Source organism: Corynebacterium vitaeruminis DSM 20294, assembly GCF_000550805.1.
Classification (GTDB): Bacteria; Actinomycetota; Actinomycetes; order Mycobacteriales; family Mycobacteriaceae; genus Corynebacterium; species Corynebacterium vitaeruminis.
Window position 1 is genome coordinate 1,368,800 of record NZ_CP004353.1, and the last position, 20,989, is coordinate 1,389,788.

Consider the following 20,989-nt stretch of genomic DNA (forward strand, 5'->3'; position numbering starts at 1 on the left):
ATAAGGACCCCCATGACCGACACCCGCCCGCTTCCCGTCCACCCCACCTGGCTAGAGCCGCTCGCCCCCGTGGCCGAGCAGATCCACCAGATGGGCGACTTCCTCCGCGCCGAGAACGCCGCCGGTCGCGGCTACCTCCCGGCGGGCACCGACGTGCTGCGGGCGTTTACCTACCCCTTCGACGAGGTCAAGGTCCTGATCGTGGGCCAGGACCCGTACCCGACCCCGGGGCACGCGATGGGCCTGAGCTTTTCCACCCAGCCGGGCGTGCGCCCGCTGCCGCGCAGCCTGGCCAACATCTTCAAGGAGCTGTCCACCGACCTGGGCATCCCGGCACCCCAGGACGGCGACCTCACCGGCTGGTCCCGCCAGGGCGTGGCACTGTTCAACCGGGTGCTCAGCGTGAGTCCGGGGCGCGCCGGGAGCCACCGGGGCAAGGGCTGGGAGATCGTCACGGAGACCGCCATCCGCGCGCTCGCCGCGCGCCCGCAGCCGCTCGTGGCTATCCTGTGGGGCCGCGACGCGCAGAACACCCAGGCCTTCTTGGGTGATACCCCGTGCATCACCTCGCCGCACCCGTCGCCGCTGTCTGCCAGCCGCGGGTTCTTTGGCTCGCACCCGTTTAGCCGCGCTAACCAGCTGTTGGTTGACCTCGGCGCGCAGCCTGTCGACTGGCGCCTGTAGAATACGTGTTCATGCCAGCCACTGACGTTCTCGACGGCGCTGGCCTGCTTTCTTGGGCGAGGCAGGCAGTCGCCGAGCTCGTGGCACGCCGAGCGGAGATCAACGCGCTCAACGTGTTCCCGGTGCCGGACTCGGACACCGGGTCCAACATGGCCCACACGATGGAGGCCGCGCTGAAAAACGCCGAGGCTCTCGTGGAGAAGAAGCCGGAGTCCGTGGACAACGCAGCCTCCATCGCGGCGGCGCTCGCGGCGGGCTCGGTCAAGGGCGCCCGCGGCAACTCCGGGGTGGTCCTCAGCCAGGTGCTGCGCGGGATCGCGCAGTCGGCGGAGAAGGGCGTGATCACCGGGGAGGGGATCACCAACTCGCTCTCGCTGGCGCTGAGCTTCGTCAACAAGGCCATCACCGATCCGGTCGAGGGCACCGTCATCACCGTCCTGCGGGCCGCCAGCATCGCCGCCGCCCAGGACGAGGAGGGCACGCTTACCTCGATCGTGGAGTCGGCCACCCAGGCGGCGCGCATCGCGCTCGCCAACACCCCCTCCCAGCTTGCGGCCCTGCGCGAGGCGGGCGTCGTCGACGCCGGGGGCCGGGGATTCGTTATCCTGCTCGACGCGCTGCTCAGCGTGGTCACCGGCGAGCCCATCGCGGGAGAGGGCGTCGAGCTGGCCGAGCGAATCGCCGGGCTGGGATCCGAGCTCTCGGAGGGGGCCAACGCAGGTGAGGCGAGCCGCCGCGAGGCGTCGGCAAGCGAAGGCGTAAGCGAACACGGCCATGGCGCGGCAGGCTACCTCGAGGTGATGTTCTACATCTCCGGGTGCTCGCTGGACGACGTGCGCGACGCGCTGGCGCCGCTGGGGGATAGCCTCAACATCGCGCAGCTCGACGGCGACGCGGGCACGGTGCACATCCACAGCCGCGAGGCGGGCACGGTCATCGAGACGGCCTTCGGGCTCGGCCAGGTCAGCGACCTGCGCCTCGAGGTGCTTCCCGACAGCCCGGCGCAGATGCCGCCGACCGCGGGTAAACGCGTCGTCGTGGCGATCACGCCGCCGGGTGCACTCGCCCAGCTCTACGCGGAGTCCGGGGCGCTCGTCGTGCCGCGCACGGGGGAGGATCAGGACATCGTCGTCGACGTGGTCTCCCAGGCGAGGCTCAGCCGCGCGAGCGAGATCATCCTCCTTCCCAACGGGATGCTCGACAAGTACGAGCTGGCCTCCATCGAGCGCTCGAGCCTCGCTTTCGAGCAGTCGATCACGATCGTTCCCGCCAGCAAGCTGGTGCGCGGGCTCGCGGCGCTGAGCGTCCACGACCCCGAGCAGCCCCTGGCCATGGACACCTACGCCATGGTGGAGGCCACCACCGCGATGCGCACCGCGCGGCTGAAGGTGGCGACCAAGGCGCGGCTGACGCCCGCCGGGCCGTGCGCGAAGGGCGACATCCTCGCCGTCGCGGGCGGGGTGACCATCGTCGTGGGAGAGGACGTGCTCGGCACCGTCATCGACGCCTGCAGGCGGATGCTGGAGGTCGGCGGCGAGCAGATCACGCTCCTGGTCGAGGGCGAGCTCATCGCAGACATCACCGCGGAGGCGGTGCAAGACGGCCTGCCCAAGCACCGTCGCGTGGACGTGGCCGTCTACCCGGCCGACAACCTGGGAAGCCTCGTCGAGATCGGGGTGGAATAACCCATGCTGGGCTGGCACGATTCGACGGCGCTGAAGAGCGTGCTCCCGACGAAGGAGGCGGCCGCCTTCAAGAAGCACTTCGGTTTCACCACCGTCGAGCAGCTCCTGCGCCAATACCCGCGCGTGCACACCCCGCACGGGGTCAACCTCAGCGCGGGGCTCGGCGTGGAGGGCGACATCATCACCGTCATCGGCACGATCATCGCCACCAACGAGCGCCTGGACCGCCGCGGCAACAAGATGTACACCATCGTCATCGAGGACCAGCCGCACTTGATCAGCGCCACCTTCTTCCGCGCCTCGTGGATCTCCAAGGTGCTCACCCAGGGCACGCGCGCGATGTTCACGGGCAAGCTCAAGTTCTTCCGCGGGGTGCCGCAGCTCCAGCACCCGGACTACCTCATCCTCCCGCGCATCGGGGAGAAGAAGCGCTCGACCGGCGCGCTCAAGGGGCTGACCACCTACGGCGACGTCGCCGAGGTCACCGAGCTGCTCAGCGAGCTCGACTACATCCCGATCTACCCGGCGAAGGCGGCCATGCCCACCTGGCGCATCTTCGGCGCCATCCACGAGGTCCTGCGCACCACCGAGCCCTACGCCGATCCGCTGGGGGGCTACGCGCCGAAGGACCTGCCCAGCTTCGACGAGGCCATCCGCGGCATCCACGAGCCCGGCCCTGAGGGACCCGGCCCCGCCATCGACCGCCTGCGCTACGACGAGGCCATGCAGATCGCGCTGGTCATGGCCGTGCGCCGCGCCGACAGCGCGCACCGGCAGGCGGTCGCCCTCGAGCCGATCCCCGGCGGCCAGCGCCAGCGGCTGCTCGATGGCTTGCGCTTTCCGCTTACCGACGGCCAAAGGCGGGTCATCGCCGAGATCTCCGAGGAGCTCAACAAGCCGCGGCCCATGCAGCGCCTCCTGCAGGGCGAGGTGGGCTCGGGCAAGACCATTGTCTCGGTCATCTCCATGCTCCAGGCCGTGGACCAGCGCAAGCAGTGCGCGCTCTTGGCCCCGACCGAGGTGCTCGCCACCCAGCACGCCCGGAGCATCCAGGAGACCCTCACTCATGCGGGCGTGGACGCCAAGGTCGTGGTGCTCACCGGTTCGCTCAACACCAAGCAGCGGAAACAGGCCCTACTCGACATCGTCTCCGGCGAGGCCGACATCATCGTGGGCACCCACGCGATCATCCAGGAGGGCGTGGACTTCTTCGACCTTGCCTTCTGCGTGGTTGACGAGCAGCACCGCTTCGGCGTCGAGCAGCGCAACCACCTGCGCGGCAAGGGGCGCGACGGCACGACCCCGCACCTTTTGGTCATGACCGCCACCCCGATCCCGCGCACCATCGCCATGACCGCCTTCGGCGACCTGTCGATGTCGGTGCTCACCGAGCTGCCCGGCGGACGGCGTCCCATCGAGAGCTTCGTCGTCGCCGAGATCAACCGCCGCTGGGTCGAGCGCGCCTTCCAGCGCATGCGCGAGGAGATCGAGGCTGGCCGCCAGGTCTACGTCGTCTGCCCGCGCATCCAGGGCGAGGGCGGCGTCGAGGAGACCTTCGCCTACTTCCGTGAGCAGGTCTTCCCGGACCTGCGGGTGGGCATGCTGCACGGCAAAATGCCCGCCGACGCCAAGGAGGAGGTCATGCTCGCCTTCGCCGCGGGTGAGCTGGACCTGCTCGTGGCCACCACGGTCATCGAGGTCGGCATCGACGTGCCCAACGCCACCATCATGATGATCCGCGAGTCGGAGCGCTTCGGCGTCTCCCAGCTGCACCAGCTGCGCGGCCGCGTGGGCCGCGGCGGCAACGCGTCGATCTGCTTCTTCCACACCGGGCTGGAGGCGGGCGAGGAGGCCGTCAAGCGCGTGCAGGCGGTCGCCGCCACGACCAACGGCTTCGACCTCGCCGAGATCGACCTCGAGCAGCGCCAGGAGGGCGACGTGCTGGGGGCGAGGCAGTCGGGCACGACCAACCTCAAGCTGCTCAGCCTCGTCCGCGATCGCGAGGTCATCGAGCGCGCCAATCGGGATGCCGCCTACCTCGTCTCCCGCGACCCGGAGCTCGCGCAGAAGCTCATCGTCGACGTGGACGACGATTCGCAGGGCTTCATCGAGAAGTCCTAACATCGGTGTGGCCCCGGCGTCCCGCGGCGGCACCCGGCTGCGATAAGGTAAGGGCATGAAAATTTGTGCGCCATTCGCGGGCATCGTCCACTTCCACGTGGCGGTCGGGGACACCGTGGAGACGGGACAGGAACTCGCCAGCGTGGAGGCGGTCAAGTTGGAGGCGCCGGTATTCGCGCCGGGGCCGGGCCGGGTGCGCGCCCTGTTGGCGGACGACTTCGCGGACTGCGTGGGCGGCGACCCGCTCATCGACCTGGCGGAGGTAAGTTAAGCCCATGGGATTGACCCGCATCATCTCCGGCGAGGCCCGCGGCCGCAAGATCAAGGTCCCGCCGTCGGGCACCCGCCCGACCTCCGACCGCGCCCGCGAGGGGCTGTTCTCCTCGCTGCAGGTGCGCTTCGGCTTCACCGACGCCAACGTGCTCGACCTCTTCGCAGGTTCTGGCGCGCTCGGCCTGGAGGCCGCCAGCCGCGGCGCCGCCCACGTGGTGCTGGTGGAGTCCAACCCGCAGGCGGCGGCCATCATCCGCCAGAACGCGCAGGTGGTGGGCCACCCGCACGTGAGCGTCGAGGAGATGAAGGCCTCCACCTACGTCGCCGGCGCCCCGCGGGAGTACTTCGACATGGTGCTCGCGGACCCGCCCTACGATCTCGCAGACGCGGCGGTCGTGGAGATGCTCGAGGCGCTCAAGCCCGCGCTCGTCGACGGCGCGGCCGTCGTGGTCGAGCGCCATGTGGATTCGCCCAACACCGCCTGGCCCCGCGGCTACGTGCCCACCACCCAGAAGCTGAAGAAGCGCACCTTCGGCATCGCGCGGATGGACATGGCCGTCTTCGATCGAGAGCTGGCCGAAGCATCCGAGGACGCTGAGGAGGCCGAGGCCACCGCGAACACCGCCGATACCTCCAACGCCGCATCCCAGCCCTAACCGATCCCGCCGCCACGACCGACGCGCTAGAATCGCACCCCATAAGCAGCCAGCAATTCAAAGAAATCAGGCAAGCATGACCATCACCGCAGTGTGCCCAGGCTCCTTCGACCCCATCACGATGGGGCACATGGACATCATCACCCGCGCCTCCTCGCAGTTCGACGAGGTGACCGTGGTCGTCACCGGCAACCCGCACAAGAGCTCCGGCATGTTCACCATCGAGGAGCGCAAGGAGCTCATCCGCGAGGCCGTGAAGTCGCTGCCCAACGTCAAGGTCGACCACTGGGCGGGCCTTCTGGTGGACTACACCACCGCGCACGGCATCAACATCCTGGTCAAGGGCCTGCGCACCTCGCTGGACTACGAGTACGAGCTGCCGATGGCGCAGATGAACCGCAGGCTCACGGGCATCGACACCGCCTTCTTCATGACCGACCCCAAGTACGGCTACATCAGCTCGACGCTGTGCAAGGAGGTCACCATCTACGGCGGCGACGTCTCCGACATGCTGCCCGAGCACGTGGCCGAGGCCATGCGCGAGAAGCTCACGGCACGGCCGAAGTAGCGCCACCTCCCACGAAGGGATCTGTGGCCGCGCAGGCCCCTTTCGTCGCCCTCAAAACAAGTTCCCTCAGCAACAGAATCCCCGAAGCCCGTGACCCTCGTCCTCATCGTCTTCTTCGTCGTCTTAATCGGCTCGCTCATGCAACGCATCTCGGGCATGGGCATGGGTCTGGTCGGCGGCCCCGTCCTGAGCATCCTCTTGGGCCCGGTCCAGGGCATCCTGGTGGTCAACGTCCTAGCCGTCATCAACGCGATCCTGACCACCTACTCGGTGCGCAAGGGCGTGGACTGGAGGAAGTTCGCCACCATCGCCTCGCCGATGATCATCGGCGCGCTGCCAGGGGCTTTGCTCATCAAGGTGATCTCCGGCTCGCTGCTGCAGGTCATCGTGGGCGGCCTGCTGCTTATCGCGCTCGCGGTGGTCACGTTCAGCCAGAACCGCATCCCGAAGGTTCACGGCACCGGCCCCGCGGTCACGGCGGGCGTGATCGGCGGCTTCATGAACACCCTCGCTGGCATCGCCGGGCCCGCGATCACCGTCTACGCGCAGGCCTCTCGCTGGGAGCAGCGCTCCTACGCGTCGACCCTGCAGCCGATCTTTATTGTTTCCGGGTCGGTGTCGATCCTCGTCAAGACGCTCACCGGCGCGGGTTCCATCTCGCACCTTAGCCCGCTCGTGTGGGTCTTCGGCATTGCTGCGATGTTCGTGGGTATCTTCGTCGGCGCGCGCATCTCGGACCGCGTCCCGCGCGACAAGGCCCGCACGATGGCGCTCATCCTCGCCAGCCTGGGCGGCGTGTCCGCGCTCGTTCGCGGCGCCATGGGGCTTTTCTAGCAGGCTTGTCGACGCCTACGGTACGCGTCGACAAGCAACAGAAAACGCACGATCCTTCGCAATCGGATCGTGCGTTTTCGCGATTCTTCGTTCCTACAGCAGGCTGGACAAGAACGCCTGCGTGCGTTCGTGCTGCGGGTTCTCGATGACCTGGCGGGCGGGGCCGCGCTCGACGATGTAGCCGTCGGCCATGAAGACGACCTCGTCGGCGACCTCGCGGGCAAAGCCCATCTCGTGGGTGACCACCATCATGGTCATGCCGTCGTTTGCCAGCTGGCGCATGACGTTCAAGACCTCGCCGACCAGCTCCGGGTCGAGGGCGGAGGTGGGCTCGTCGAAGAGCATGAGCTTCGGCTTCATCGCCACCGCGCGGGCGATCGCCACGCGCTGCTGCTGGCCGCCGGACAGCTGCGCCGGGTAGGCGTCGGCCTTGTGGGCCAGCCCCACCTGCTCGAGCAGCTTCATGCCCTCGGCGCGGGCCTCGGCGGGCTTCATCCCCTTCACGTGCACCGGGGCCTCGATGATGTTCTCGATCGCGGTGCGGTGGGGGAAGAGGTTGAAGGACTGGAACACCATGCCGATGTCCGAGCGCTGGCGGGCGGCGTCCTCCTCGGAGATCTCGTAGAGCACGCCGTTCTTCTCGCGGTAGCCGATCAGCTCGCCGTCGACGTAGAGGCGCCCGGCGGTGATCTTCTCCAGGTGGTTCACGCAGCGAAGGAAGGTGGACTTTCCGGAGCCGGACGGGCCGATCAGGCAGGTGACCTGCCCCTTTTTCACCTGGATGTCGATGCCCTTGAGCACCTCGATGGAGCCGTAGGACTTGCACACCTGCTGGGCGTCGATCATCAGATCCTGTGATTGAGTCATGATCAATTTTCTCCTTGTCTGATCCAGGACCTAGGCGTTGCGCTCGGTGGATTCGTTGACCACGTCGACGTTTCTAGGCAGCGCACCCTCGGCGTCGGCAAGCGCGGCAAGCTGGCGGGCGGTCAGCTCGCGGCGGGCGCCCTTGGCGAAGTAACGCTCGAGGTAGTACTGGCCGACCATGAGCACCGAGGTGACCACGAGGTACCAGGTGGCGGCGACCAGCAGCATCGGGATGGGCTCGAACAGGGCGTTGGCGATGTCCATCGAGCGGCCGTAGAGCTCCTCGGAGTAGGGGATGGCCACGACCAGCGAGGTGGTCTTCAGCAGCGAGATGAACTCGTTGCCGGTCGGCGGGATGATGATCCGCATCGCCTGCGGGAGCACGGTGCGGCGGATGGTCATCCACCAGCTCATGCCCAGCGCCTTGGAGGCCTCGGTCTGGCCCTCGGGCACGGCCTGGATGCCGGAGCGGACGATCTCGGCCATGTAGGCGGCCTCGTTAAGGCCTAGGCCGATGACGGCGAGGAAGAAGAGGTTTTTCAGCAGGCTCTGCAGATCGATCTCGGCGAAGCCGACGTTGATCGACTTGAAGATGGTGCCCGCCAGGCCCCAGAAGACCAGCTGGACGTAGACCGGGGTCCCGCGGAAGATCCACAGGTACGCCCAGGAGATTGCGCTGAGCACCGGGTTGGGGGACATGCGCAGGACGGCGACAATGGAACCCAAGACCACGCCGATCGTCATGGCGAGCACGGTGAGCAGGATGGTGCGCACGGTGGCCGCCGCGATGCGGGTGTCGAAGAGATACTTCATGTACGTATCCCAGCGGAAGGCCTCGTTCTGGCTCGCGGAGATGAGGAACCAAGCCAAAAGCGCGAGCAGGATGATGGCGGTGATCCACCGTCCCGGGTGAGGCAGAGATTTGGCCTCGATCGGCTTGGGAGTAGGGGTAGTACTCATAGTGTGTTCTTTCAAATTCCAAAGAGCCTCCCTCGCGCCCCTCCCGCGGCCAAGCGGAGTTGGACCGCGAGAGATTTTTTCGGCGAGGAAAGCTCTCTTTAACGGATACGAAGAATTACTTTACCGGCTGGCCGTTGATCATGGCCTCGGTGACTGCGCCCTCCTGCAGACCCCACTGGTTGAGGATCTTGGCGTAGTCGCCGGAATCGATGAGCTGCTGCAGCGCCGCGGCGACGGCCTTGCTCAGCTCGGAGCCCTTCTTGACCGGCCAACCGTAGTGGGCGGCGTCGAAGATCTCGCCGGTGGTCTCCAGGCGGTTGTTAGAGCGCTCGACGGCCCAGGCGGTGACCGGGGAGTCGGCGGAGACGGCGTCGGCGCGGCCGAGGATCACGGCGTTGGCGGCGGCGTCGGAGGAGTCGAAGGCGAGGACGTTGATGGCGGACTTGCCCTCGTCCTGGCACTTCTGGGAGCGGCCGGCGACGTCGTCGGTCTCGGAGACGGTGGTGCGCTGGACGGCGACGGTCAGGCCGCAGGCGTCATCCGGGTTGACGGACTTGCCGGTGGGCTGTGCCCACTGGATGCCGGCGTTGAAGTAGTTGACGAAGTCGTAGTTCTGGCGGCGCTCCTCGTTGTCGGTGAAGCCAGACACGCCCATCTCGTCGGTGCCGCCGGACACGGCCGGGAGGATGAGGGAGAAGTCCTGCTCGTTGACCTTGAGCTCGAGGCCCATGATGGAGGCCACGGCGCGGGCGAGGTCGATGTCGAAGCCGATGATGTTGCCCTGCGGGTCCTTGAACTCGGCGGGCGCGAACGGCGGGTTGGAACCCACGGTGAGGGTGCCGTCGGCGGCGATGTCGGCGGGGACCATCGCGGCGATGGAGTCGACCTTGGCCGGCTTGATCTCGGTCCAGCCGGACGGCAGGCCGCCCTCGTTGGACAGCTCGGAGCCGTCCGCGGAGGCGGAATCGGAGGAGGACGAGCCGCCCTCGGAGTTGGTCACGCAGCCGGTGAGCAGGGTTGCGGAGGTAAGAAGCGCGGCGAGTCCGACCGCCTGTCGCTTGGAGAGGAACTTGGGAAGAATCATGTGCATAAACCTAACATATTTCTTGCCCGATTAAGCGCCCCCGCCGCGGGTTAACGCCGATTAAATAGGTGCCCATAACGAGGGCGTTTTCGCCACAGAAAATAATATGTGCCCCGTTTCATGCTTGCCGACGCCTACGGCACCGAACCTATCCGTCGTGGGAGTCGCTGAACCGCTCGAGAATCATGATCGCGCCCGCGATGATCCCGCCGAGGACGATCATGCCCACCAGCCAGCCCACGTTGCCGCTGGGGGCTGCAAGGGTGGTGCCGTCGCCCCGCCACGGCCACAGTGCGCGCAGTGAGCCGAGCATGAGGCCCGCCATGGTGGCCATGGTCAGCGTGTGGTGCTGGTTGACCAGGTAGTCGAGGGTGCGGATAAACAGCGCGATGCCGGTGAGCGCCCCGGCGATGAACACCGCCATGACGGTGAGGTTTCGGTCGGCCACGGCCCCCATGATCGGCTGGTAGAGGCCCATCGCCAGCAGCACGAAGGAACCCGACACGCCCGGCAGCACGAGCGCGCACACGGCGACGGCGGCGGCGAGGAACACCACGACGAGCGACGGGTGAGGCTTTTCCGCGGCGGTGAACCCGGTGAGGAAGAAGATGAGGACGGCCGCGCCCACGAACAACGCCGCGGCGGGAAGCCACCGTGTGGCCAGGTCCCGCTTGTCGATCATCTTGATCGGGACGATAAGGGATACCGCTACCATTCCCAGAAACAACGCGCGGGAGGTCTCGGGCGAATTCTCAACGAAGGAGTGCATCACCTTCGACAGCGCCAGCACCGTGCCGACCATGCCCGCCCCCACGGCGGCGAGGAACCCCCACTCGACCTGCGGCGCGGCACCCTGGGCGTCGGAACGCCTCGAGAAAAGGCCGCGGACCAGATGCAAAAGCCCACGTCCGTTGTGGATCGCGCGTTCGTAGATGCCGGTGACCAGCGCCACCGTTCCGCCGGAGACCCCCGGCACCATCTCCGCCAGGCCGATGAGCCCGCCGATGATGAGGTTGATGAGTACGGACAGGGGAGTGGTCTTCGGGCGGGCGTTCATGGTGGCCGTCATGAGGAAGTGCGATGCTTTCTTTGAGCTGTGAACCGAAATGTAAAACGATAGTCGGATCCAGCATACCCAGAAAGTTTGTGGCCGCCACCCGCCACGACACGGCCGGATCAACCCCAGCCAGGCGCCACCCCCAGCGCGCGCCCGCCGCCGCACCCCGCATGAACTGGCGATTACCGGGAACCGCTCACACTGGTTTAGTATTTTTGAGGAACGCCCCAGTAGCCCAATTGGCAGAGGCAACGGATTCAAAACCCGTCCAGTGTGAGTTCGAGTCTCACCTGGGGCACCACACACCCCGTTTCTTTTCCGTCGGTTTGGCGAAGGGAAGCGGGGTTCTTGCATTTTCGAAAGTTGACACTTTTCCTTACCTCGCTACACATTGAAAAATGTGTTGCCTCCCCACAGCTTCAATTTTTTTGCGAGGAGAGTTTCATGTTTGAGGCTTTTGTTGGCGTGTGATCCGGATGCAATCAAGACCTTTCGGGGCGCTTAAGACCTTTCGTCACCCAGAGGATCCAAAATAGAAAGCAATTTCGAAGCCCCTGAACGCCGCGGGGCAGCGTCTCGATAGACTACTTTGCAGCAATTCTTTTTGAGTTTCACTAACAAATGGAGCGACTTTATGGCTAGCAGTTCCTTGTACCAAGCGGTGTGGGGCACCGCAGATACCTATTTGCGTGGCGTAGTTTCTCGCCAGAACTACGGCGACTACATTCTCCCCTTCACGGTGCTTCGCCGCATGGAGTGTTCGCTAAAAAACACGAAGCAGGGCGTGCTGGAAACGGTGAAACGCTGTCAGCACATGCCGGAACACCTCATTGACGCAATGGTCTTTTCGGAGCACGGTCTACCGTTCTACTCGTCGTCGCCTTTGTCGTTGGAGACCATTGCAGCCTCGGACGATAACGTCTTGTCTGGTCTTTTGACGTACCTCGACTCGTTCAACGACGTGGTGCGCGATGTGTGGAAGGCGTTCAAGTTCCCAGAGCTTCTTGAGACGTTGGAGGAGAACAATGTGCTGTGGGGCGTGGTCGGCCACTTCGCGGGCATTGACCTCTCGGACTCCGTGCTCGAGGTTGAGGGCAACGGTTCCGCCGAGAATGTCATGGGTGACCTCTTCGAGGACTTGATGTTCCGCTCCTTTAGCGAGAATGGGCAAGTTGCCGGTGAGTACTACACTCCGCGCGAAGTTATTCGCCTCATGGTGGACATTCTGCTCAATTCCGACGACGACGGCTTGCAGGGCGCGAACCCAGCTCGTACCGTCTACGACCCGGCTGCGGGTACGGCTGGTATGTTGCTCGTTGCGAAGAACGCCATGAAGGAACTCAACGCCAACATTGAGGTTGGCCTGTTCGGTCAAGAAAGCATGTCCAAGTCCTACGCCTTGGGTCGCTCCGACCTCATTGTTGCAGGTGCCGACCCGAACAATTTGAAGCAGGGCGACACTCTCGCCGACGACAAGTACACCGGCGAGCAGTTCGACTATGTGCTGTCGAACCCGCCGTATGGCTCGGACTGGAAGAAGTCAAAGGACGCGGTGGTCGCGGAGTCGAAGCTCGAAGGCTCACGTTTCAGCCACGGCTTGCCCGCCGTGTCGGACGGACAAATGTTGTTTCTGTGCCACGTCGTTGACAAGCTCAAGGACGCAGAACCGGGCACGACGAAGGGCGGTCGTGGCGGCGTGGTCACCAACGGCTCTCCTCTATTTACTGGTTCCGCCGGATCGGGTCCCGACTTGATTCGCGCGCGGTTGATCGAGAACGACCTCATTGACGCGATCATCGCCCTGCCAACAGACATGTTCTACAACACCGGCATTGCCACCTACATCTGGATCGTGGACAAAAACAAGGAACCTCGACGCGCGGGCAAGATACAGTTGATCGACGCAACGGCAAAGTGGTCGCCGATGCGTAAGAGCATGGGCAACAAGCGCCGGTTCTTCTCTGACGATGACCGCAAGTGGGTGTCCGACCTCTACGGGGCGTTTGAGGACGCGGACGAAGAGTTCTCCAAGGTTGTTGAGCCGGAAGACTTGAGCTTCTACGACGTACCCATGTACCGTCCGAAGCGCTACGCCACAAGTGTCACCGACGAGACAGTCGCACGGGCCATGTCACACAAGCAGGCACTCACTGGGCACGAGGCGGTCATTCGCTCCTGCGCAGGGATTGCGTGGAACGACCTGCCGAACCACCTCAAGACGCAAGCGAAGGCACATGGCCTCAAGATGGGCGTAGGGTTGCTGGGGCATGTCATGGAATGCCTTGCGGTGGACGACGCGGATGCACCGGCGGCGGTAGACCACAGGGGAAACATGGTCATAGACACTGCCTCGAAGATTGTCGAGCGCGTCCCGCGCCGCGAGGACATAGGCGCGCACATGGAGCGCGAAGTGTTTCCCTTCGCTCCTGACCTCATGTGGAACGCCGAGGACGTGAAGATCGGCTACGAGATCCCCATGACCAGGCTGTTCTACAAGCCGGAAGAAGTGGAGTCCCTAGAAGAGCTCGACGCGGCAATTGAGGAAAAGCTGGCGCTGATTCGGAGCCTGTTCGAGGAGGTGAAGAAGTAGTGAGTGCCTTCATGGGTCCGAAGGATTCATCTTTTCGGGATTCTCGTTTTCCCCTTGTCTTGGCCGGAAGCATTTTTCCCCAGAGCACGGCTAAAGGTTCGGTAGCAGATTACGAGCCACTGTCCGTTGGACAGGCTGGAGTCACGCAACAGCTCGAAGGAGTTGCGAAACAGCAAGGAGATGCCGACCGGAAGGTGGTCTTTCCCGGAGATATTGTCATTAACTCGCGCTCGGATCGGCGCGGAGCAAGCGGGCTTTCTCGATTGACCGGTCTAGTGTCGGTTGTTTACACCGTACTCAAGCCGCGCGTCGAATATGTTGAATCTCGGTTTGCTGAATACCTGTTGAAAAGTAAGGCATTTCAGGACGAATACTATCGCTGGGGCACCGGAATAGTAGATGACCTTTGGAGTACGCGGTATGACCGGTTCGCAAGTATCCGTATTCCGCTGCCCGACCTCGCCACGCAGCGTCGTATCGCTGACCGTCTCGACCGCGAGACGGGGGAGATCGACTCGTCGGTCAAAGAACTGGACGAGTATGTGGGGTTGTTGGAGAAGCGGAAAAGGTCGCTTTACTCTGGCCTTTTTGCCAAGCCGGAAACGTGTAAGAATGTTTCTCTCGGCATGATTTCCTCCATTCTCTTGGGAAAAATGCTTGACCAAGGCAAGAACTACGGCGAACAAACACCCTATCTGCGAAATACAAACGTCCGCCCCGAAGGTGTCGTGGACTTTAACGACCTCAAAGAAATGCGCATGACCGAAGGCGAGAGAGTAAAACTCGATCTACGAAAGAATGACATTCTCATGTGTGAAGGTGGAGACGCTGGTAGATGTGCATTTCTTCGGGAAGACGCACCGGGAGTTTCTTTCCAAAAGGCACTCTTGCGAATTCGCGTCAACAACCGGATTGCCCTCCCAGAGTACGTATTTCACGCATTAAGGGAGGCTCATTTTTCTGGCCGCATTGCTCTGGATTATTCGGTGTCAACAATTCCCCATTTCACGGCAGAAAAAGCCGAAAAACTCAAGATTTACTTGCCTGATCTTGAGCGCCAAAAAGAAATTGTCTTGGCGATCAATCGCTACTTGGATTTCTCACGAAGCATAATCACGGAATGCACCGCATTGAAGGAACTGTTGTTGAAGCGTCGCCAGGTGCTTATCACGGACATGGTGACCGGGAAGGTTGAGGTGTAGCGGTTATGGCTAACGAGGTGAAGAAACTGCCCTCTGACACAGCTGTCGAAGCTGCTGTGGCTGACTACCTTGAGAGCGGGTTTGAAACGTCCATTGTGGAGTCGCTGGTGTCCTCGGGCTGGCTGCATACGCCGTCCAACGAGGGCTGGGACGTGGGGCGCGCGCTCTATGTGCCAGACGTGCTTTCTTGGTTGGAGTCGCAGTTCCCCGAGGAGTTTGAGAAGGCCATTCCAGGCTCGCTGGAAGGTACTGCGCGCCAGGTGGCGGCGAACAAGCTCCTTGACCGGCTTGTCGAGCTTTTGGGCAAGACCCCGACGCTGGCTGCGAGGACGAAGAAGGTGTCCGGCGGGCTGTTGGGAGTGCTGCGCTACGGGTTCTCGCACTCCCAGCGGGGTCGCCAGAAGGCGACGTTTAAGAACTTGGTGCAGTTCTTTCCCGAGAACCCCTTGTACGAGAATGTCACGAAGGTCGCACGGGAGAACCGCTTGCGGGTGCTGCGGCAGGTGCGTTTCGATACTGGTTCCACCGAGACTCTTGACCTCGTGCTGACGGTGAACGGTATTCCCGTGGTGACTATGGAGCTGAAAACTGACAACACGCAGGCTGTACAGGATGCGAAGAGGCAGTACCGCCAAGACCGCAAGCCGTCGAAGAACCGTCCGCTGCTGGCACCGGGGCGCGCGCTCGTGCATTTCGCAGTGTCGAACCAAGAGGTCTACATGACCACTGTTCTCGCGGGAGCGGAGACAGTGTTCTTGCCGTTCAACAAGGGCAATGGTGACCACGCCGGGAATCCTGTGAACCCGAACGGTTCGGACACGTCCTACCTGTGGGAAGAAGTGTTTGCACCCGAGTTGTTCCTGCGTGTCTTGCGGGACTATGCGTTGTGGGAGCCTGCGAAAAAGGGCAACGACGGCAGGCTGGTGTTCCCGCGTTACCACCAGCTGCGGGCGACGGAGCGGGTTATCTCCTCGATGGTCGCTCATGGCTCAGGCGAGCGATTCTTGATCCAGCACTCGGCAGGTTCCGGCAAGACGAAGACGATTGCATGGTTGGCGCACCGGGCGAACCGTGCGTTCACTGCTTCGGGCGAGCCTCTGTTCAATTCGGTCATCGTGGTCACCGACCGCACGGCGTTGGACGACAATATCAAAGAGGGCCTTGACCTGTTGCGTGCCTCCGAGGGCATGGTCGTCGCGGTGGACAATGAACTGGGGTCGAAGTCGAAGAAGCTGGAAAAGGCATTGAGTGAGGGCGGGCATATTATCTCCTGCACCATTCAGACCTTCCCGGCTCTGGCACGGCTCATGGAGGCCAAGCCCGACCTTGCAGGGCGAAAGTACTGTGTCATCATCGACGAAGCGCACTCCTCACAACACGGCGAAGCGGCGAAGAAGCTGCGTGAAACCCTCGTGGACGTTGACCTCGACGAAGGGGAGGAGATCACCGGCGACGACATGCTGTTGGCGGTGGACTCTGCCGTGGCGAACTCAGCGAACATTTCCTTCGTGGCGCTCACGGCCACGCCGAAGGCGAAGACTCTTGCTGCCTATGGTGTGCCGGACGAGTTCGATCCGACGAGAAACGTCCCTTTTGACCTGTACTCCATGAGTCAGGCTATCGAAGAGGGCTTCATTCTCGATGTACTGTCGAACTACTCCACCTACACCATGTTCGCGCGTATCCGCGACGAGCTGGGGCGTACCGAAACGGTGGACGAGTCCGAAGCCGTGAATGACATGGTGCGTTTCGCTCGGATGCACCCGACCTCGATCGCCCAGAAGGTTGTCGTAGCGGTAGAGCATTTTAGGCGAAACGTGATGTCGCACTTAGGCGGAACGGCAAAGGCTATGGTCGTAGCGCCGGATCGTCGATCAGCTCTGACATGGTCGCTGAAAATGAACGAGTACATTGCGAAGAAGGGCTATGGGGACATGACGACACTTGTAGCGTTCTCCGGCTCGCTCGGCATGGGCGATGACACCGTGACGGAGTACTCGCTCAACGGAGTCAAAGACACGGCACTGCACTTCCGGGAGAGCGAGGAGTGCAAGGTGCTCATTGTCGCCAACAAGTTCCAAACTGGTTTTGACGAGCCTCGGCTGTGCGCCATGTACGTCGACAAGAAGCTCTCGGGTGTCATGGCGGTGCAGACTCTTTCCCGCCTCAACCGGACGTTCCCCGGCAAGCCGTCGCCAATGGTCGTGGATTTTGTCAATGATCCGGCAGACATCGTGGACTCGTTCAAGCCCTACTTCAAGCAGGCTCACATCGACACCGACATTCCGGCGAACGCGCTGTCGGATTTGGGCGACGAACTTGATCGGGCGGAGTTCTACACAATGGACGAACTCGACGCTCTCGGCACCGCGTTCATGGAGAAGGCGACAAGTGAAAAGCTCCAAGGGCTGATTGCCCCAATTCGCGGGCGCTGGAACGAGCACATGCGCCAGGCTCGCATGACCAACGACAAGGAAGCCTATGCGGACGGAAAGACGTTCAAGGCGAATTGCGTGAAGTACACGAACGCTTGGGAGTTCTTGAGCCAAATCGTGGACTACCAGGACGTGACGTTGCACAAGCGAGCTATTGTCGCTGGGCTGTTGGCAAGCAACTTGAATATCGAGCGCCAAGAGGATGACGACGACTACACCACAGGCATTGAGCTTGTCGGTGTCTCCGTCGAGCCGGTTGAGGTGGACGCAGATCTCGGGTTGCCCAAACAGGAAATTGACGGGGCATTGCCGTTACCCGGTTTTGACGGTCGTCCGGTTTCGGAAAACTCGCCGGTGAAGACCGCGTTTGACGAGGCGGTGGAGAAGGTCAACGCGATTCTCGCTGCGGCGGGCGTTACGGCCTCTGACGAGGCGACGGCGAGTGCGATCCGAGCCTCGTATGGCAAGCTCGCCGAAGACCCACAGATTCAGGGCATGGCAAACGAGAATGATGCAAAGCAGCTTGCTTCCACCTCGGCGTTCAAGCAGAAGGGGCTACAGGCATTGCTCGGTTCCGCTCAGGAGTCGCAGGAGGTCTACACCACCCTGTCGGCGGACATGGACAATGTGGAGACGGTCTTGCAAGCGCTCGCAGGGTTGCTCGTCGCAGCGTCGAAGGACGCGGAAGTAAAAAAGCGGCTCGGGAACCACTAGGCGGAAATGTGCTGGATACCCGAGGCTGTCAGTGGCCTCGGATATCCCTCAGAGCTCCCTTGACCGGCTAGAGCATGTTGGAATGCCTTTAGACCTCACCGTGAAGTGGGCGAGTATTTCTACTTGGATGGGAATCGAAAATCATTACTCGAGTAATGGCTGATTGACGAGGTGCACGATGCCGTAGAGTTTCGCGGGAGGATGAGGAACATTTGCGCCGAGCGCACTGTGCAAATTCCTTCGGCACAAGGGAGTTTTTTCACCAATGCGCAGGACGTGAACCATTGTCTCCACCAAACTCCGCTGATAACAGGCGCTAGCGTCGTTGGAATGTGACATGAAGTAGGCGAGATTCTCGACCGACGTAGGTGCCGCGGGTCATTCGCACGTATTCTGCACATCCAGCTTGCTTAAGGCATTGTGGCGTCCTGAGCAATGGCAAGAACGGCGGAAAAATGAAAAACCAAAGCCAAAGAATCTTCACCCCGAACAGGGACATCTGCAAGCGCCGTTGTCTCCGGTGGCCCAGGTGATTGCGAAGTTTGGTGCGGGAAGCTGGACAATGGCACCCGAACTGTGCTGTCATTGAGCCAATCGTTCGGCCCGCCTTCTCACCTGTTTAGGTCAGAAGAGTGGGCTGGATCTCTATCCGGGAACGGTGGTCAGGCAGGTGAGAAATCCCTTCGGGCCTGCCACTTTTATTGTCTTGTACGTTTTGCGGTGTCTGCATCGGGTCAATGGGCTGGCCCCGTGTGAGCGGCAGCAACGGCCATCGTCTAGCGAGACACTAGGCATCACTTCGAACGCTCAGGCCTTCGCCGCCACCTTCATCGCCGCCCGCCACTCGATTCGTAACCCACGACTGACTCTAGAAGACGCCGATGCCCAGCTAGGAGGGCATGAAGTCGGTCATAGCGACTTCAGCTCAACACACGAGGTCACGTGTGTTGAGCTGAATGGGTGTCTGGAACCTCTGGCGTGCCTTGGCCGATAGGAAGAGGACGTCTACGAGGACATGAACGGCGAGTCCTGGTATCCCAGCAGGTAGCGCTCGAGGCTGATCAACGGAAGCGCAAGGGTAGAGCTGATCCAGACCGGAACGGTAGAGGAAATGATCTGCGGCAGGTACTGGCCCTCCTCGCCGGTGTTCATGTCGGCGATGTTGGGAAAGACGAACTGCTGCCAGGCATCGGAGGAAGCGGCGAAGAACTGCCCGAACGGTCCAAGTCCGGGCTCGGACTGGGTCGGCGCGGAGGACTGGGCGTTGGCGGCCGGGGCGAGGAGGGTAAGCGCCGTGGTCACGGCGAGGGCGGCGGCAAGCTTTTTCATCATGGGGCAGAGTCTAGGTGACGCATAGGGGTTGGGAAAGGATCTTCTTCCATATTTCTTAACGGCAGCCGCAGGGTTGGGGGCGGGCGCCTTGGCCGTCGGCAAGCGAAAGTGACGCAGCGACCACCGGAAAACCATTGAAAGCGGTTGTCGCGCGGCCATACAATTCAATTGTGGTTGAATCAAGAGATTTTGAAGTAGGCGACGTGGGCGAGGCTGCGGCGCTGCTGGGCGCCGTCGCGGACCCGATCCGGTTGGGCCTGGTGCGTGAGCTTGCCGCGGTGGGCGAGGAGTGCGTGTGCAACCTCAACACCACGCCGCCGATTCCGGACAACCTGCTCAGCTATCACCTCAAGGTCCTGCGCGACGCCGGGCTGGTCACGAGCGAGCGGCGCGGGCGTTGGGTGCACTATCGCCTGGCCGAGGGAGCGTTCGAGCGGCTCCACGCGGCGCTGCCGGGGAGCCCCACACCGCAGTCGAAGGGATGCGAGTGCGATGAGTAACCTAGTTAAGGCGCGAGAGAGGGCCGTCGCCGAGGTGGGGAGAATCCCGCTTGGCGTGCGCCTCGTGCTTCTGGCGATCGCGTGGTTTACGGCCTACTTCCTCAACCGGCCGTGGTGGGACTGGCTCTACGGTACGGTCTTCAGGCTTGACCTCAACGGTCGGCTGGGGTCGGCGATCCACTTCTTTAGCTACGACACCGTCAAGATCCTGCTGCTTTTGTCCGGCCTCATGTTCGTCATCGGGGTGGCCCGGGCGAGCCTCAACCTCGAGCGGGCGCGGGCGTTTCTGGAAGACAAGGGCCTGTTCGTGGGGCTGGTGCTCGCGGTGGTGCTCGGAGTGGTCACTCCGTTTTGCAGCTGCTCGTCGATCCCGCTGTTCATCGGCTTCGTCGCGGCGGGCATCCCGCTGCCGATCACGCTCACCTTCCTCATCGCCTCGCCGCTGGTGAGCGAGACCGCGGCGATCCTCATCGGAACGCAGTTCGGGTGGGGCGTGGCAGTCGCCTACGTGGCGTCGGGAAGCATCATCGCCATCGCGATCGGCTTCCTCTTTAGCCGCTTCGACCTTAAGCCGTGGGTCGAGCCGTACGTGCTCGAGACACGCGCGCCTCTCGCCGCAGCGGCGGAAGGGGAGAAGCCGACCTTGGAGGATCGCGTGCGGGCGGGTGCCGCCGAGGCCTCCGACATCTTCCGGCGCGTGTGGAAGTGGGTCATCGTGGGCGTGGCCATCGGCGCGGCCATCCACGGCTGGATCCCGGAGGACTTCTTTACCCGCTTCGCGGGCCCCGATAACCCGTTTGCCGTGCCGATCGCGACGCTCGCCGGCATCCCGCTCTACGCCAACGGCGGCGGGGTCGTGCCCATCGGCGAGGCGCTGTGGGCCAAGGGCCTGCCGCTGGGAACGGTCATGTCGCTCATGATGGGGGCCATCGCGCTGTCGATCCCGGAGGCGATCATGCTGCGACAGGTGCTCAAGCCGCGGCTGTTGGCGGCCTTCTTCGCCGCGGTGGGCGTGGGCATCATCGTCGTCGGCTATCTGTTCAATTTCATCTATGCCTAGTTGCCTTTTCTCGGCCTAGGCACTCGAACTCTCAAGGAGGAAGTCATGCTCACCATCAAGATCCTCGGACCGGGCTGTGCCAACTGCAAGAACCTGGAGAAGAACACGCGCGCGGCGCTTAAGTCGCTGGGAAAGGAGGCGGAGGTGGTCAAGGTGACGGCCTTTCCCGAGATCGCGGCGTACGGGATCATGGCCACGCCGGGGCTCGTCATCAACGAAGAGGTCGTGGCGTCCGGGCGCGTGGCCACGCCGGCGGAGATCGCGGAGCTGATCAAAGCGCGCGCCTAGCGCGGGCGATCGGTGGTGGCCGTTCGCGTCGGGTGCCTCCGCTAGACTGGCCAACGTGACTGAAGCGAACCCGAACAAG

At 63.1% G+C, this 20,989-nt stretch carries 18 protein-coding genes and 1 tRNA gene; 14 read left to right on the forward strand and 5 right to left on the reverse strand.

Annotated elements, in window-relative coordinates:
• Positions 1–12: 12 nt before the first annotated feature.
• The 7 genes from B843_RS06345 (at position 13) to B843_RS06375 (ending at position 6,821) form a co-directional block, all read left to right on the forward strand.
• Positions 13–684, forward strand: coding sequence for a uracil-DNA glycosylase (locus tag B843_RS06345; RefSeq protein WP_025252677.1), 672 nt, complete (start codon positions 13–15; stop codon positions 682–684).
• 11 nt (positions 685–695) lie between these two features.
• Positions 696–2,369: a DAK2 domain-containing protein gene (locus tag B843_RS06350; protein WP_025252678.1), complete on the forward strand. Its 1,674-nt coding sequence runs from the start codon at positions 696–698 to the stop codon at positions 2,367–2,369.
• 3 nt (positions 2,370–2,372) lie between these two features.
• The gene (locus B843_RS06355; protein WP_025252679.1) at positions 2,373–4,490 is read left to right on the forward strand and encodes an ATP-dependent DNA helicase RecG; all 2,118 of its coding nucleotides are present in this window, start codon (positions 2,373–2,375) and stop codon (positions 4,488–4,490) included.
• Positions 4,491–4,545: 55 nt separating this feature from the next.
• Entirely contained in the window at positions 4,546–4,761 is a 216-nt protein-coding gene (locus B843_RS06360; protein ID WP_025252680.1) for an acetyl-CoA carboxylase biotin carboxyl carrier protein subunit, read from the forward strand.
• 10 nt (positions 4,762–4,771) lie between these two features.
• Positions 4,772–5,419, forward strand: coding sequence for a 16S rRNA (guanine(966)-N(2))-methyltransferase RsmD (gene rsmD / locus B843_RS06365; protein ID WP_025252681.1), 648 nt, complete (start codon positions 4,772–4,774; stop codon positions 5,417–5,419).
• 82 nt (positions 5,420–5,501) lie between these two features.
• Positions 5,502–5,987, forward strand: coding sequence for a pantetheine-phosphate adenylyltransferase (coaD, locus tag B843_RS06370; RefSeq protein ID WP_210766212.1), 486 nt, complete (start codon positions 5,502–5,504; stop codon positions 5,985–5,987).
• A gap of 90 nt (positions 5,988–6,077) precedes the next feature.
• A complete protein-coding gene (locus B843_RS06375) occupies positions 6,078–6,821 on the forward strand; it encodes a sulfite exporter TauE/SafE family protein (protein ID WP_025252683.1) in 744 nt (247 codons plus the stop codon).
• Between the two features lie 93 nt (positions 6,822–6,914).
• Here the strand turns inward: B843_RS06375 and B843_RS06380 are convergent, their stop codons facing one another.
• From B843_RS06380 to B843_RS06395, 4 genes are all read right to left on the reverse strand, one after another.
• Positions 6,915–7,688: an amino acid ABC transporter ATP-binding protein gene (locus B843_RS06380; RefSeq protein WP_038595358.1), complete on the reverse strand. Its 774-nt coding sequence runs from the start codon at positions 7,686–7,688 to the stop codon at positions 6,915–6,917.
• Between the two features lie 30 nt (positions 7,689–7,718).
• The gene (locus B843_RS06385) at positions 7,719–8,648 is read right to left on the reverse strand and encodes an amino acid ABC transporter permease (RefSeq protein WP_025252685.1); all 930 of its coding nucleotides are present in this window, start codon (positions 8,646–8,648) and stop codon (positions 7,719–7,721) included.
• 115 nt (positions 8,649–8,763) lie between these two features.
• Positions 8,764–9,732 carry an ABC transporter substrate-binding protein gene (locus B843_RS06390; protein WP_038595968.1) on the reverse strand — a complete coding sequence of 323 codons (969 nt, stop codon included), beginning with the start codon at positions 9,730–9,732 and terminating at the stop codon, positions 8,764–8,766.
• Between the two features lie 148 nt (positions 9,733–9,880).
• Positions 9,881–10,801 (reverse strand): DUF368 domain-containing protein, encoded by a 921-nt coding sequence (locus tag B843_RS06395; RefSeq protein WP_025252687.1) that lies wholly within the window; start codon positions 10,799–10,801, stop codon positions 9,881–9,883.
• 212 nt (positions 10,802–11,013) lie between these two features.
• On the opposite strand from B843_RS06395, the gene B843_RS06400 reads away from it, so the two are divergent.
• The 4 genes from B843_RS06400 (at position 11,014) to B843_RS06415 (ending at position 17,730) form a co-directional block, all read left to right on the forward strand.
• Positions 11,014–11,090: transfer RNA gene (locus B843_RS06400), tRNA-Leu, on the forward strand.
• Between the two features lie 333 nt (positions 11,091–11,423).
• The gene (locus tag B843_RS06405) at positions 11,424–13,379 is read left to right on the forward strand and encodes a type I restriction-modification system subunit M (protein WP_025252688.1); all 1,956 of its coding nucleotides are present in this window, start codon (positions 11,424–11,426) and stop codon (positions 13,377–13,379) included.
• The gene (locus tag B843_RS13245) at positions 13,379–14,581 is read left to right on the forward strand and encodes a restriction endonuclease subunit S (protein ID WP_081751513.1); all 1,203 of its coding nucleotides are present in this window, start codon (positions 13,379–13,381) and stop codon (positions 14,579–14,581) included. Before B843_RS06405 ends, B843_RS13245 begins: the two co-directional genes overlap by 1 nt.
• Positions 14,582–14,586: 5 nt before the next feature.
• Positions 14,587–17,730 (forward strand): type I restriction endonuclease subunit R, encoded by a 3,144-nt coding sequence (locus tag B843_RS06415; protein ID WP_081751514.1) that lies wholly within the window; start codon positions 14,587–14,589, stop codon positions 17,728–17,730.
• A 1,005-nt stretch (positions 17,731–18,735) separates the two neighbouring features.
• Here B843_RS06415 and B843_RS06420 read toward each other — a convergent pair.
• Entirely contained in the window at positions 18,736–19,062 is a 327-nt protein-coding gene (locus B843_RS06420; RefSeq protein ID WP_025252691.1) for a hypothetical protein, read from the reverse strand.
• Positions 19,063–19,232: 170 nt separating this feature from the next.
• Here B843_RS06420 and B843_RS06425 point away from each other — a divergent pair, with 170 nt between their 5' ends.
• The 3 genes from B843_RS06425 to B843_RS06435 are packed head-to-tail and all read left to right on the forward strand — an operon-like array spanning position 19,233 to position 20,910.
• Complete coding sequence (locus B843_RS06425; RefSeq protein WP_025252692.1) at positions 19,233–19,562, forward strand: ArsR/SmtB family transcription factor; 330 nt, start codon at positions 19,233–19,235, stop codon at positions 19,560–19,562.
• Positions 19,555–20,622: a permease gene (locus B843_RS06430; protein ID WP_081751515.1), complete on the forward strand. Its 1,068-nt coding sequence runs from the start codon at positions 19,555–19,557 to the stop codon at positions 20,620–20,622. The genes B843_RS06425 and B843_RS06430 overlap by 8 nt, the downstream gene beginning before the upstream one ends.
• A 45-nt stretch (positions 20,623–20,667) precedes the next feature.
• Positions 20,668–20,910 carry a thioredoxin family protein gene (locus tag B843_RS06435; protein ID WP_025252694.1) on the forward strand — a complete coding sequence of 81 codons (243 nt, stop codon included), beginning with the start codon at positions 20,668–20,670 and terminating at the stop codon, positions 20,908–20,910.
• Positions 20,911–20,989 lie beyond the last annotated feature (79 nt).